The organism is Bacillus siamensis (genome assembly GCF_051628075.1).
In the GTDB taxonomy this organism is placed as follows: domain Bacteria; phylum Bacillota; class Bacilli; order Bacillales; family Bacillaceae; genus Bacillus; species Bacillus siamensis.
Genome location: NZ_CP155579.1, coordinates 355,996 through 369,245 on the forward strand (window position 1 = coordinate 355,996; position 13,250 = coordinate 369,245).

At 48.9% G+C, this 13,250-nt stretch carries 11 protein-coding genes and 1 pseudogene; 9 read left to right on the top strand and 3 right to left on the bottom strand.

Annotation, left to right across the window (positions count from 1 at the left end; all coding sequences use genetic code 11):
* Positions 1 to 72: 72 nt before the first annotated feature.
* Complete coding sequence (locus ABDB98_RS01820; protein ID WP_438421182.1) at positions 73 to 945, bottom strand: LysR family transcriptional regulator; 873 nt, start codon at positions 943 to 945, stop codon at positions 73 to 75.
* A gap of 85 nt (positions 946 to 1,030) precedes the next feature.
* Between ABDB98_RS01820 and ABDB98_RS01825 the strand changes: the two are divergent.
* The 4 genes and pseudogenes from ABDB98_RS01825 to ABDB98_RS01840 all read left to right on the top strand — a co-directional run bounded on the left by ABDB98_RS01825 (position 1,031) and on the right by ABDB98_RS01840 (position 3,780).
* Positions 1,031 to 1,650: pseudogene (locus ABDB98_RS01825) on the top strand (non-oxidative hydroxyarylic acid decarboxylases subunit B).
* 2 nt (positions 1,651 to 1,652) lie between these two features.
* Positions 1,653 to 3,074 carry a phenolic acid decarboxylase BsdC gene (gene bsdC / locus ABDB98_RS01830; protein WP_016937282.1) on the top strand — a complete coding sequence of 474 codons (1,422 nt, stop codon included), beginning with the start codon at positions 1,653 to 1,655 and terminating at the stop codon, positions 3,072 to 3,074.
* A gap of 17 nt (positions 3,075 to 3,091) precedes the next feature.
* Positions 3,092 to 3,319 carry a non-oxidative hydroxyarylic acid decarboxylases subunit D gene (locus tag ABDB98_RS01835; protein WP_060963624.1) on the top strand — a complete coding sequence of 76 codons (228 nt, stop codon included), beginning with the start codon at positions 3,092 to 3,094 and terminating at the stop codon, positions 3,317 to 3,319.
* Complete coding sequence (locus tag ABDB98_RS01840; protein WP_438421183.1) at positions 3,319 to 3,780, top strand: pyridoxamine 5'-phosphate oxidase family protein; 462 nt, start codon at positions 3,319 to 3,321, stop codon at positions 3,778 to 3,780. Before ABDB98_RS01835 ends, ABDB98_RS01840 begins: the two co-directional genes overlap by 1 nt.
* Positions 3,781 to 3,821: 41 nt before the next feature.
* On the opposite strand, the gene ABDB98_RS01845 is transcribed toward ABDB98_RS01840, so the two are convergent.
* Positions 3,822 to 5,300 carry a peptide MFS transporter gene (locus ABDB98_RS01845; RefSeq protein ID WP_438421184.1) on the bottom strand — a complete coding sequence of 493 codons (1,479 nt, stop codon included), beginning with the start codon at positions 5,298 to 5,300 and terminating at the stop codon, positions 3,822 to 3,824.
* Between the two features lie 277 nt (positions 5,301 to 5,577).
* Here ABDB98_RS01845 and ABDB98_RS01850 point away from each other — a divergent pair, with 277 nt between their 5' ends.
* The gene (locus ABDB98_RS01850; RefSeq protein WP_438421185.1) at positions 5,578 to 7,323 is read left to right on the top strand and encodes a right-handed parallel beta-helix repeat-containing protein; all 1,746 of its coding nucleotides are present in this window, start codon (positions 5,578 to 5,580) and stop codon (positions 7,321 to 7,323) included.
* A gap of 92 nt (positions 7,324 to 7,415) precedes the next feature.
* Here ABDB98_RS01850 and ABDB98_RS01855 read toward each other — a convergent pair whose 3' ends face one another.
* Positions 7,416 to 7,637 carry a hypothetical protein gene (locus ABDB98_RS01855; protein ID WP_060963620.1) on the bottom strand — a complete coding sequence of 74 codons (222 nt, stop codon included), beginning with the start codon at positions 7,635 to 7,637 and terminating at the stop codon, positions 7,416 to 7,418.
* Positions 7,638 to 7,758: 121 nt separating this feature from the next.
* Between ABDB98_RS01855 and gerKA the strand changes: the two genes are divergently transcribed.
* The 4 genes from gerKA (at position 7,759) to ABDB98_RS01875 (ending at position 13,249) form a co-directional block, all read left to right on the top strand.
* Positions 7,759 to 9,399, top strand: coding sequence for a spore germination protein GerKA (gene gerKA / locus ABDB98_RS01860; protein ID WP_438421186.1), 1,641 nt, complete (start codon positions 7,759 to 7,761; stop codon positions 9,397 to 9,399).
* Positions 9,386 to 10,612, top strand: coding sequence for a Ger(x)C family spore germination protein (locus ABDB98_RS01865; protein WP_438421187.1), 1,227 nt, complete (start codon positions 9,386 to 9,388; stop codon positions 10,610 to 10,612). The genes gerKA and ABDB98_RS01865 overlap by 14 nt, the downstream gene beginning before the upstream one ends.
* A 24-nt stretch (positions 10,613 to 10,636) precedes the next feature.
* Positions 10,637 to 11,755: a GerAB/ArcD/ProY family transporter gene (locus tag ABDB98_RS01870; RefSeq protein ID WP_438421188.1), complete on the top strand. Its 1,119-nt coding sequence runs from the start codon at positions 10,637 to 10,639 to the stop codon at positions 11,753 to 11,755.
* A gap of 171 nt (positions 11,756 to 11,926) precedes the next feature.
* On the top strand, positions 11,927 to 13,249 hold the full coding sequence (locus tag ABDB98_RS01875; protein WP_047476218.1) for an LLM class flavin-dependent oxidoreductase: 1,323 nt from the start codon (positions 11,927 to 11,929) through the stop codon (positions 13,247 to 13,249).
* Position 13,250: the final 1 nt, after the last annotated feature.

Consider the following 13,250-nt stretch of genomic DNA (forward strand, 5'->3'; position numbering starts at 1 on the left):
TAAAGGATAACTTTTTTTTAGTATGAGTCAAGTAATTGGTTTTCATGAGTGTGAAATCTCCGTGTTTCACGATCAAAATAATTCCAAAAACTGTCTGACAGGCTTCGGGAGATAGCTGTCTTTTCTCCAGATGACGGCCGGCGTCATGACAAACGGGTTGTCCTCGATGATAACCGTTTTGACATGCGAGCGCATATGGACGGGAATCATCGTCAAAGGCAGAATCGTGGCGCCGAACCCTGATGATACGAGGCTCAAGAGCGTCGCGGAATCATGGCATTCACAGACAACCCGAAGGTCGAGACCGTACTGTTCACAAACATGGAGGACTTGATCATACACACCCCTTCCATTGACGGTGCGCAAAAGGATCAGAGGCAAAGAGGCGATATCATTCAGCTTAATCGTTTCTCCGCACAGACGTTTCGTATGCTCGGACAGCACCAAGACGCACGGAATGTCTTCAAGTTCCTTCGATTCAATGCCGTCGTTTTTAATCAAGGTGGTGGTGACGGCGGCGTCAATCTGTCTGGATTCCAATAGCTCCAGCAGTGAGACGGGTTCATCTTCCCAAATGTTAAAGGTAAGATGCGGATACCGTTCTTTCATCTGTGACACTTTTTCAAGCATGAGCGCGGCGCAGTAAATGGTAGACCCTACGGCAAGCGTGCCGGCCACTTCCTCCTTCAGCTCTTGTACCTCGATAATGGCATCCTCAAACTTATGAAGAATCTCTTTCGCTCTTTTCAAAAAAACATTTCCTTCATATGTAAGGGTCATTTGTTTCTTTTTATTGCGGTCAAACAGGATGACGCCCAATTCATCTTCCAGCTGTTTCAGCTGTCTGCTTAACGGCGGCTGCGCCATATGAAGCTTTTTGGCGGCCGTCGTGATTTTCTGCTCTTGGGCGATGGTGACGAAATAACGCAATTGCCTGATATCCATGAGAACGCGCTCCCTTCTATTATACCTTTAAGGTATGATACATAGATTTAACGAATATTTTTCATATGGATATATCAGGAGTATGATGGTTTTGACACCATATTTCAAGCGTAAAGGAGTGTCAATATGAAGCTCGTCATCGGAATGACCGGGGCTACGGGGGCCATATTCGGGATCAGGCTTTTAGAATATTTAAAAGCCGCGGAGATCGAAACCCATCTTGTCGTGTCACCTTGGGCAAATGTCACCATTACACATGAAACCGATTATACGTTAAAAGATGTCGAGAAACTGGCGTCCTATACGTATTCTCACAAAGACCAGGCGGCGGCGATTTCAAGCGGCTCGTTTGAAACGGACGGGATGATCATCGCTCCGTGCAGCATGAAATCACTTGCAAGCATCCGCACCGGAATGGCTGATAATCTGCTGACAAGAGCGGCAGACGTCATCCTGAAAGAGCGGAAAAAGCTTGTGCTGCTGACAAGAGAAACGCCGCTCAGCCAAATTCATTTAGAAAACATGCTAGCGCTTACAAAAATGGGTTCCGTCATTCTTCCGCCGATGCCGGCCTTTTACAACAAGCCGGCTGACATGGACGAATTGATCGACCACATCGTGTTCCGGACGCTCGACCAGTTCGGGATCCGTCTGCCGGAAGCGAAACGGTGGTACGGAATTGAAAAACAAAAAGGAGGAATCTGATAATGGCCTATCAGGATTTTAGGGAATTTCTTGCCGCTCTTGAAAAAGAAGGGCAGCTCTTAACAGTCAACGAAGAGGTAAAACCGGAGCCGGATCTGGGCGCCGCCGCGCGTGCAGCCAGCAACCTCGGGGATAAAACCCCCGCGCTTTTGTTTAACAATATTTACGGACATCACCATGCGCAGGTCGCCCTGAATGTCATCGGATCATGGCCGAATCACGCGATGATGCTGGGCATGCCGAAAGATACGCCTGTAAAAGAACAATTCTTTGAGTTCGCCAAACGGTACGATTCATTCCCGGTAGCGGTCAAACGTGAAGAAACCGCGCCGTTTCATGAAAATGAAATTACTGAGGACATCAACCTTTTTGACATCCTTCCGCTATTCAGAATCAACCAGGGGGACGGCGGCTATTACTTGGATAAAGCGTGCGTCATTTCCCGCGATCTTGAAGATCCGGACAATTTCGGCAAGCAGAATGTCGGCATTTACAGAATGCAGGTGAAGGGAAAAGACCGCCTCGGCATTCAGCCCGTTCCTCAGCATGATATTGCGATTCATCTTCGCCAGGCTGAAGAACGCGGCGTCAATCTTCCCGTTACGATTGCGCTCGGCTGTGAGCCGGTGATTACGACAGCTGCGTCAACTCCGCTGCTATACGATCAATCCGAGTATGAAATGGCCGGCGCGATTCAAGGGGAGCCCTACAGAATCGTCAAATCTAAGCTGTCTGATTTAGACATCCCTTGGGGCGCTGAAGTCGTTCTGGAAGGAGAGATCCTCGCGGGAGAACGGGAATACGAAGGCCCTTTCGGTGAGTTCACGGGCCATTATTCAGGCGGCCGCAGCATGCCGGTCATCAAAATCAAACGGGTATATCATAGAAACAATCCGATCTTTGAACATTTATACTTAGGCATGCCGTGGACGGAGTGCGATTATATGATCGGCATTAATACGTGCGTGCCGCTTTACCAGCAGCTGAAGGAAGCCTATCCGAACGAAATTGTCGCCGTCAACGCGATGTATACGCACGGCCTGATCGCCATCATTTCAACGAAAACACGCTACGGCGGCTTTGCCAAGGCGGTCGGCATGCGCGCCCTGACGACGCCGCACGGACTTGGCTACTGCAAAATGGTCATTGTCGTGGATGAGGATGTCGATCCGTTTAACCTCCCGCAAGTCATGTGGGCGCTCTCAACGAAAATGCATCCGAAACACGACGCGGTCATCATTCCTGACCTGTCCGTCCTTCCGCTTGACCCGGGATCTGATCCGGCTGGGATGACACACAAAATGATTCTTGACGCCACGACGCCTGTCGCGCCGGAAACAAGAGGCCATTATTCGCAGCCGCTTGATTCTCCGCTGACAACGAAAGAGTGGGAACAAAAACTGATGGACTTAATGAATCAATAAGAAAGGATGAGTTTGCTATGAAAACATGCCCGCGCTGTGAATCGAAAAAAGGAGAAACCGTCAGCCAATCGCCGGTCAAAGGCGCTTGGGAAATATACCAATGCCAAACCTGCTTTTTCACATGGAGATCCTGTGAACCGGAAAGCATCACGAATCCGGCGGCATTCAACCCGGCATTTAAAATTGATCCGAAAGAAACGGAGACGGCCATACATGTTCCCGCTGTCCCGGAAAGAAAAGCGTAATGCTGACGGAGCACTTGCCGGAGGCGCTTTACACGCTTTTAGACGGAACGGAGCTTGAAAAAAAACAGCACGACGCATTTGTGCTGCAATCCGTGACAAAAGAAGGCCGTCCGCACGCAGCCATGATCAGCGCCGGTGAAATACTGGCTGTAAGCAGCACAAATCTCCGGCTCGCCTTATGGAAAAACACGACGACCGTAAAAAACCTGCTGCATTCGGGACAAGCTCTTTTCATCGCCTGGCACGGAGGAGCCGCATATTACGTGACATTGGAATGTGAGGCGCTTCCGCCGCTGAAAGAGGCGAAATACGAAAGGGAGCGGTTCAGCTGCCGCGTGATCACCGTCAAGGAAGATCGGGCGAAATACGCAGATCTGACATCCGGACCGGTCATCCGGCTTCACGAGCCGGATGGTGTCCTGAAGAGGTGGAGCGAAACGCTTGAGGAATTAAAAGGATAGACGACAAAAAAAGCCTGCGGACGGTTCCGCAGGCTTTTCTCTTATTGTACGCCTTTCATCGCCCGTTTAATAACAGGGGAAAGAAGTACTAAAATAATACCGAGAATGATCGAAATAAGACCGATTGAGCCGAAGTAGGCCGCTTCAGAAACCTTATCAAACAAACCGACTACTTTTGCGTTCAAGGCTTGACCGCAGGCGTTTGTTAAGAACCACATGCTCATGGTCTGCGCTGAGAAGGCGGCAGGCGCGAGCTTCGTTGTGACGGATAAACCGACCGGTGAAAGGCAAAGCTCACCAAGCACAACCAAAAGGAAGCTGAGCACAAGCCAAAGCGGGCTCACAAGCTCGCCGCTTCCGCCCATAACAGGAAGCACCATGACTAAAAATGACAATCCGGCAAGAATAATGCCGATCGCGAATTTAATCGGTGTTGAAGGCTGGCGTTTGCCGAGCTTCAGCCAGATCCAAGCGAACACCGGTGCGAAAATGACGATGAATAATGGGTTCAGAGACTGGAACCATGATGACTCAAGATGTATGCCCGCAAAAGAAAGCCTCGTGCGCTGATCGGCATATAAAGCAAGAATCGTTGCGCCCTGTTCCTGAATCGCCCAGAACATAACCGCCGCAATAAACAGCGGAATATAAGCCGCAAGCCGTGATTTTTCCGTTTTTGTCGCTTTTTTGCTCATGAACATCACAATAAAGTAAATAATCGGAATGGCAATGCCGAGGATACTGACGATGTCAATCACACGCTGGATCGTCAGCCAGCCGGTTTGAATCAGAACAATGATAATGGCTGCTGCGATGATTATTCCGATTCCCGTTCCGATCACTGATGATTTAGAAATCGGATTCGGTACATTGGAGCCTGCTTTGCCGAGGTATTTCTTTCTCGTAAGAGCGAAAACAATCAGTCCGAGGAACATACCGGCCGCGGCGCATCCGAAGCCTAAGTGGTAGTTGTACTTCTGTCCGAGTGTTCCGACAATTAGCGGCGCAAGCAATCCGCCGAGGTTGATCCCCATGTAAAAGATACTGAAACCTGAGTCGCGGCGCTCGTCTTCCTTCGTATATAAAGCTCCGACAACGCTGGATACGTTTGGTTTAAGCAGGCCGGTTCCGATAATGATCAGAGTCATGCTGGTAAAAAACGCCGCCGTGCTGCCAGGGAAGGCAAGAGCGATGTGCCCGAACATAATTAAAATTCCGCCGTAAAAAACGGTGTTTGCCGTACCGAATACCCGGTCGGCCAGCCACCCGCCGATGACGCTCGACATGTATACGAGAGACCCGTATATGGACATGATGGCAACTGCGGTGGTTTTATCAAATCCGAGACCGCCATGAGCGACTTCCATGTATAAATAGTAAAGCAGTATAGCTCTCATACCATAGTAGGAGAAACGCTCCCAAAATTCAGTAAAAAACAGTGTGAACAGGCCGCGGGGATGACCGAAAAAGCCTCGTTGCGGCACAGTTTCTGTTATAGATTCCTTTTCAATAGATGCCACCTGAGCCAACCCTTTCTTAAAAAAGTGTATTACAAAAATCATATTCTTATATAATACTTGTGTCAATATAATTTATACTGAATTCAAAAAATTCCAGAATGAAAAGATATTGAAACATTGAATATAGACGGAACTTCCTAATTCCAATGGCTTATTTTGTCATATAATCTGACTAAACTATCTATATAAACTTTTTTAATAAAATTTATAGTATGTACAGGCGGGGCGGGTTATGACGGAATAAGATGAAATAAGAGAGGAAGGAGGAGATTATGACTTGCCGAATCGTATTTTAGATATAACGGATTGCGGTGTGGCAGCAGACGGGACTGCCGATGTGACGGCCGCCATCAATCAATGCTTGGCCAAAGCTGTCAGCGAGGGCAGTCATACGGTGTTTTTTCCGCCCGGAACATATAAAATCAACGGCACGCTCGGCGGTGACAAAAGCCAGCCGTTTAGGAACGCGGGAATTAATGTGCCGAGCCATCTCTCCATCATCATGGATCCGGAATGCACGATTAAAGTGGCGCCGAACAGCTCCTGGGGTTATTCGGCTTTCTATATAGGCAGGCGGGAAAATGTCACCATCACCGGCGGCCGCATCATCGGGGAACGGGATGAACACACGTATACCAATGTTCCTTTGCGGTCGACTCATGAATGGGGGTTTGGCATCTGTATTGAAGGCAGCAGCAATGTGCTGATCGAAAATGTGAAAATATCGGATTTTACGGGAGACGGCATTATTGTCAGCCCGCTCGGTTTAAAAACAAACAGTGATTACGAAACATCAGAACATGTGACCATCCGCCGCTGTGAGATCAGGGAGTCAAGACGGAACAACATTTCAATCACCGGCTGCAATACCATTACGGTGGAGGAATGCGTGATCGAAGACGCCGGGCAAGGGAACGGAACAGCTCCGAAATTCGGAATCGACATTGAATCGTACGGAGAAGGCGATGTTGATTATGAAGAGGCTCTTCATATTACGATCCGCAACAACTTCTTTTCCGGTAATGCCGCAAGCTCAGTCACCAACTTTAACGGATATCATGTGTTAATTGAAGGAAATCATTCCGACAACACAATCAGCTACGGATACGGCGCACATACCGTCATTTCCGGGAATGTTCTCTTTTGGTCAAACGGCGGCTCAAGGACCGGAATCGCCGGACAAGGTGTATCCCAAGGACAGGACAGCAGCAATGCCGTCATTTCCAACAATCTGATTACCGGTTTTTCCACGGGAATAGATGTAAGAGGAAAAAGCGTCCTCGTCACTCACAACAAAATCAATCAGTTTGAAAATGCGGGTATTTCCGTCTATCAGGCGGAAGATGTGACCGTTGACGGCAATGTCATTGAAAACGGACGTTCCGAAACGAGACGAAGCACGGGGATGCGGGCGACGCTCTCGGACAACGCCGTCTTTATGAATAACACTCTGAATCAGGTAACAGACGGAATCAGCATGTCAGCCGGCAATATCACTATAAAACAGAATGTGCTGACATCATTCAGCCGGGGCATATGGGTCACAGGCGGAAATGCCGTCATTGAAGGAAATACGCTCATCCCGAATGCGTTTCAGGGCGCCGCGGAGTCCTATGCCGTATCTGTTACAAATGACGCCAGGGCTGTCATTAAGGGAAATCTCTTCAAAAGCTACAAAAACTACCCCATTTTCAGTTCAACATCCTCAGGGACCTCTGTCATCGGCAACCGCTTTGAATCATCACCGCTTATCGTTACCGTGTATCTGAACTCAGGCACGCATGAAGTCATAGACAATACGATCACGATCAACCGAACGGCGGGCAGCCCGATCGGCATCTATTTGAACGGTGCCTCCAATTCCCTCATTTCGGGCAATACCATCAACAACCTTTCCGCCGCTTCTGCATCCGCCATCCAAACCAGTTCCTCGGCAAGCACCAAAATCATCGGCAATCGCATTATCAAGGGCGTCATTGTGAAACACACGACAGATACGGAAATCGGAAATATCGTCATCTGAAAACCATCCCCGCCGGAAAAATAAAAAGAACACATGAACTCCGACAACGGGAGGGATGTGTTCTTTTTTGACACCATACAGCCGTGCGCCTGTCAGGCATCTTTTTTACCTGATTTATATAAAGCCAGCATTTCTTTCATTAAAAAGAGGGCGAAGAAAAACAGCATCAGCCATTCCGAGAAGGTCATTAATTTAAAAGCGGACAGGTTGTTTCGAACCGCTCCATAGAGACTGAAACCTTGCAGCATATCCGTTCCTATCGAAATCATCAGACAGGCAGCCAACAAAAAAATTGAAACTCCTAATATTTTCATGCACATCACTCTCCCTTTTTATCCTTTTCGATTACGCAAAACTTATACAGACTATCCGCCGTGCATAATCTTTTGCCGTACAGGAAGAATATGAAAAAAACAAGGAAAGGTTTTTTGCGATATGCCGCCATTTTTTAAGCAGAAGAAACGAAAAAAAGACGATCAAAAGAACGGTGACAATGAAGATAGAAAAGAAGCGGAAACCAAATCAGATAAAGAGCGGGAAGAGCCGATCTCCGCAAGCTTAAAGGAAAATATGAAGAAGCTGTCTGAGAGATTCGGCAACAGTGCCGATGTCGTCATCCGCCGGCTGAAAATCGGAAAAGAAGAGCTTCCGGCTGCGATCGTGTATATCGCCGGTTTGGTAGACGAGCAGCTTGTCAGCCAATCCCTGCTGGAGGATTTAATTGATATCCCGTCCGTTCAGCCGGAACAGGCGGTCTGCCTGATATATGAAAAAACGCTTGCGATCGGCGGAGTAAAAGAAGAAGAGAAATGGAAAAGCCTTTATGCCGGGCTGGTGGCGGGCAGCACGCTCATTTTTGTCGACGGAGCTGACAAGGCGCTGATCGCCAGCACGGAAGGGGGAGAGCAGCGGTCCATTGAAGAACCGAGCACTCAGGTGTCCTTCCGCGGACCGCGGCAGGGATTCACTGAATCTCTGCAAACCAATATTTCCATGATCCGCAGGTATGTAAAAAATCCTGATGTATGGGTGGAAAAAATGGAGATCGGGCACGAAACGAATACGGACGTCGCGCTGATGTATATTAACGGAATCTGCGAGAAAAAGCTGATTAAGGAAGTCCGCAGACGGCTGAAGCACATTGACATCGACAGCATTCTGGAATCCGGCTACATTGAACAGCTTATTGAAGACGCGCCGTTTTCCGTATTTCCCACTGTGTATCATACGGAACGGCCGGACGTTGTGGCGGGGAATCTGCTGGAGGGAAGATTTGCGATTATTGTGGACGGAACGCCGTTTGTTCTTATCGCGCCGGCCTTATTCATTCAATTTTTTCAATCGGTTGAGGATTATTATTCCCGATTTGATATCGCTACGAGCATCCGGCTGCTTCGGGTTTTGATTTTCTTCATTTCGCTGGTGGCGCCGGGGATTTACGTGGCGGCGACGACCTTTCATCAGGAAATGATTCCGACGCAGCTGCTGATCGTCATCGCGGCCCAGCGGGAGACCGTGCCGTTCCCGGCCGTAATTGAAGCGCTGACGATGGAAGTGGCTTTCGAGATTCTCAGGGAAGCGGGCGTCCGTCTTCCGAGAGTGGTCGGCTCCGCCGTTTCGATTGTCGGAGCGCTTGTCATCGGCCAGGCCGCCGTACAGGCCGGCATCGTCTCCCCGGCCATGGTGATCGTCGTCGCGCTGACGGCGATTGCCAGCTTTGCGACTCCGGCTTTTGACATGGCGATATCTGCGCGCCTGATCCGGTTTGTCTTTATTCTGACCGCGGCCGTCATGGGATTTTACGGGCTGATTCTGGGCATTATCATGATGTTTGTCCATCTGTGCGGACTGCGTTCGTTCGGTTTTCCGTATATGTCCCCGCTCGCTCCTTTGACCCCGGGCGGGCTGAAGGATTCCATTTTCCGCGCTCCGTTATGGGCGGATGAAAAAAGGCCGGGGCTGCTCGTGCAGAAAAACAACAGGCGCCAAGGAGAACATCAAAGACCGAAACCGGAGACATCCAGAGGAATGGTTAATAAAGATGTAGAAGAGGGCGGCGGCAATGAAAAGACGTAAATGGATACTCCTCCTTTGTACGATGGTTTCTCTTATGTTTGTATCAGGATGCTGGGATAAAAGGGAGCTGACCGATTTGGCCGTAATCTCCGCCATCGGTATTGACCGTACCGAATCGGGAAAGTACGTCCTTCACTTTCAGATTATCAACCCGGGAAACGTAGCCGGCGGCCTGCAGGGCGGCGGAGCGGGAGACCGGCCGCCGGTTTCCGTCTATTCCGTGTCCGGAGACAATATGACGGAAGCTTTGAGAAAAGCCTCGATGAAGGTGTCCAGAAGGCTCTATTTTGCGCATACGAATCTTGTGGTGTTCAGTGAAAAGCTCGCGAAAGAGGAAGGACTCAATTTTATTCTGGACAATCTTGACCGTGATACCGAATTCAGAACAACCGCAACCGCGGTTATTGCGCATAATTGCAAGGCTGAAGACATTATTAAAGTACTGACGCCGATTGATAAAATCCCTTCCAATAAAGTGAACAAGACGCTCAGCTTCACACAGGAACAATACGGCAGAGTCGTGAAAACAAGCCTTCAGGACGTTCTGATTGATCTCGCTTCTCCGACCGGGTCGCCGTTTATTCCGGGTTATGAAATGCACGGAGACGATAAAGCCGGCCCTACGATGGAAAATACGCAGACGACTGAACCGAAAGCGGTGCTGTCAGCGGACGGACTGGCGGTGTTCAAAAAGGATGGGAGACTGGACTACTGGATCGAGGATGATGACAGTGTCGGCGCTGTATGGCTGCTGAACAAAATCAAGCATACGTTCATCAATGCGGATTGGAAGAACGTGAAGCATGCCATCAGTCTGCAGGTCACCCGCCAGAATACAAAGGTGACGGCCACTTTTCCGAACGGAAAACCGCATATTCACGTTCATGCTGAGGTCGAAGGGCTTGTGGACGCTGTCAGATACCCTTTCCATCTGTCTGATCCGAAAGTGATCATGGTCATGCAAAAGGCGCTCAGCACGCAGCTTGATAGAGATATCACCAAATCAATTGAAGGTATTAAAGCCCATAAGAATGATTTCGTCGGGTTCGGAGACCTGATCTATCGAAAACATCCGGACAAATGGAAAAAGCTCGAAGGGAAGTGGGATGAAGAAATTTTCCCCAACATCCCCGTGGACGTAAAAACGGAAGTCATTATCAGAAGAACGGGCTTGCGGAATAACCCTCTCTCAGACAAGCTTGAGCATGATTGATTTGAGGAGAAAGGAGCGAAGCGTATGGAAAATGCGAAAATCGGCACACGCCAGCTGTTTGTTATGATCATTTTGTTTGAATTGGGCAGTTCGTTATTGATCCCGCCGGGCACGATGGCCGGGCGGGATGCATGGCTGTCCGTGCTTCTCGGGTGCGTTACCGGTCTCGGACTTTTCTACGTATATCAGGCGCTGTATCAATATTTTCCTGAGTCCTCTCCGAGAGATTACATGACCGAACTGATCGGCAGGCATCTGAGCTGGGCGGTCTCTCTTCTTTATATTCTCTATTTTGCTTATATCGCCGCCCGCATATTGAGGGATTTTGGCGAAATGCTTGTCACCTTCGCATATCAGGACACGCCCCTTCTAATTGTGAATGGCATGCTGATGCTCGCCGCGATATTTGCGGTCAGAAAGGGAATTGAAGTCATAGCGAGAGCCGGCGAGCTGCTGTTTGGCATTATGTATTTCCTGACGGCCATCGGGCTGATCCTCATTATCAGCTCCGGCACGATAAACCTGAGATTTCTCCAGCCTGTTTTGGCGGACGGGATGGGGACGGTCATTTATTCCGTATTTAAACAGACCATGTTCATCCCGTTCGGTGAATTAATCGTGTTTGTCATGATATTCCCCTACTTAAAAGATCGGAAAAAGATGAAGAAAACAGGATTTCTGGCGATTATCATCAGCGGTCTGTTTTTGGCGATGTCAGTGGCAATTAATATTTGTGTGCTTGATGTCAACTTAATGCTCCGCTCTCAATTCCCGCTGCTGAGCACCATACAGACGATTAAAGTGGAAGAGTTTTTAGACCGGCTGGATGTCTTTTTCATGCTCGTGCTCGTCATCGGCGGTTTTTTCAAAGTCAGCCTTTTTACATATGCGGTTGTCGTGGGCGTGTCCACGCTGTTTAAAGAAAAAAATCCGTCGCAGCTGGCCTTCCCGGTCGGATTGGGGGTGCTGATTCTCTCCATCAGCATCGCAAGCAATTTTTCGGAACATATGAATGAAGGCTTAAACATTGTGCCGATCTATATTCATCTTCCGTTTCAAGTGCTGTTCCCCGTCTTGCTGCTTATCATTGCCGTCATCAAGAAAAAAGTCAAAGGGAGCGTCTATACCGTTTCGAAGAAATAACCCGGCCGGTGCGCCGGGTTATTTTTAAAATCATGATTTTTTTCTTAATGCATTGACAAACTTGCCCGACAATTGTACATTTTGATTTATTCTTATAAATTTAATAGGAAATATAGGTTTAGTGGTGTTAATATGTTCCGCACCGTATTTCATTATAGAAGGAGATCCGTCATGACAAAGAAAAAAGAAATCAAACTCGGTGTGTTTCTCGCAGGCACCGGCCATCATGTCGCCTCTTGGAGACATCCTGAGGCGCCGGCGGACGCGAGCATGAATTTGGATTATTTCAAAGAACTGGCGAAAACAGCGGAGCGGGGGAAATTGGACATGCTGTTTTTGGCGGACAGTTTATCAATAGACAGCAAATCGCATCCGAATGTGCTGACGCGCTTTGAGCCGTTTACCCTGCTGTCGGCGCTCGCTCAGGTCACATCCCGCATCGGTCTGACGGCGACCGCGTCTACCACATACAGCGAACCATTCCATATCGCGAGACAATTTGCATCGCTGGATCATCTATCCAACGGCCGCGCGGGCTGGAATGTCGTCACATCATCAATTGAATCGACCGCGCTTAATTTCAGCGGTGAAACGCATCTTGAGCACCATCTCAGATATCAGCGCGCGGAAGAATTCGTGGAAGTCGTCAAAGGGTTATGGGATTCGTGGGAGGAAGACGCCTTTATCCGCGACAAAGAGTCAGGGACATTTTTCGAAAAAGACAAAATGCATGAATTGAATCATAAAGGAACCTATTTTTCCGTGAGAGGGCCGTTAAATGTCGCCCGCACACCGCAAGGCCGCCCGGTCATTATTCAGGCTGGCTCATCAGGTGACGGAAAGGCGCTGGCAGCTAAAACGGCGGAGGTCATTTTCACCGCGCAAAATCATCTGGAATCCGCGCAGGAATTCTATCAATCTATTAAAGAACAAGCGGCTTCTTACGGCCGTGATCCTGAAAAAATCGCGATCATGCCGGGGATTTTTCCCGTTATCGCCGATACCGAAGAAGAAGCGCGGGCCAAATATGAAGAGCTTCAAGACCTCATCATCCCGTCTGTCGGCCTGAACATTCTGCAAAACTATCTGGGCGGCGTCGATCTTTCCGCTTACCCGCTTGACGGCCCGCTGCCTGAATTGGATGCGGAAGCGTCAAATGCCGTTAAAAGCCGGTTCAAGCTCGTTCAGGAGATGGCCAAACGCGATAACATGACCATCCGCGAGCTGTACAAATATGTGGCGGGTTCAAGAGGCCATCACATCTTTGTCGGAACGCCTGAACAGCTTGCCGATAAGATGGAGGAATGGGTCGAAAAACAAGCTTGTGACGGCTTCAACATTATGCCGCCGCTTTTGCCTGAAGGTCTCACTCTTTTTGTAGACAAAGTGATTCCGATTTTACAAGAGCGGGGCGTGTTCAGAAAAGAGTATGAAGGAACGACGCTGAGAGAACATTTCGGACTGGAAAAACCGGCAAACCGATATGCCGATTAAA

Coding starts and splice junctions, on each gene's coding strand:
- ABDB98_RS01870 (WP_438421188.1), top strand. CDS start 10,637: ATGGAAAATGCGAAAATCGGCACACGCCAGCTGTTTGTTATGATCATT.
- ABDB98_RS01865 (WP_438421187.1), top strand. CDS start 9,386: ATGAAAAGACGTAAATGGATACTCCTCCTTTGTACGATGGTTTCTCTT.
- ABDB98_RS01835 (WP_060963624.1), top strand. CDS start 3,092: ATGAAAACATGCCCGCGCTGTGAATCGAAAAAAGGAGAAACCGTCAGC.
- ABDB98_RS01820 (WP_438421182.1), bottom strand. CDS start 945: ATGGATATCAGGCAATTGCGTTATTTCGTCACCATCGCCCAAGAGCAG.
- gerKA (WP_438421186.1), top strand. CDS start 7,759: ATGCCGCCATTTTTTAAGCAGAAGAAACGAAAAAAAGACGATCAAAAG.
- ABDB98_RS01840 (WP_438421183.1), top strand. CDS start 3,319: ATGCTGACGGAGCACTTGCCGGAGGCGCTTTACACGCTTTTAGACGGA.
- ABDB98_RS01855 (WP_060963620.1), bottom strand. CDS start 7,637: ATGAAAATATTAGGAGTTTCAATTTTTTTGTTGGCTGCCTGTCTGATG.
- bsdC (WP_016937282.1), top strand. CDS start 1,653: ATGGCCTATCAGGATTTTAGGGAATTTCTTGCCGCTCTTGAAAAAGAA.
- ABDB98_RS01875 (WP_047476218.1), top strand. CDS start 11,927: ATGACAAAGAAAAAAGAAATCAAACTCGGTGTGTTTCTCGCAGGCACC.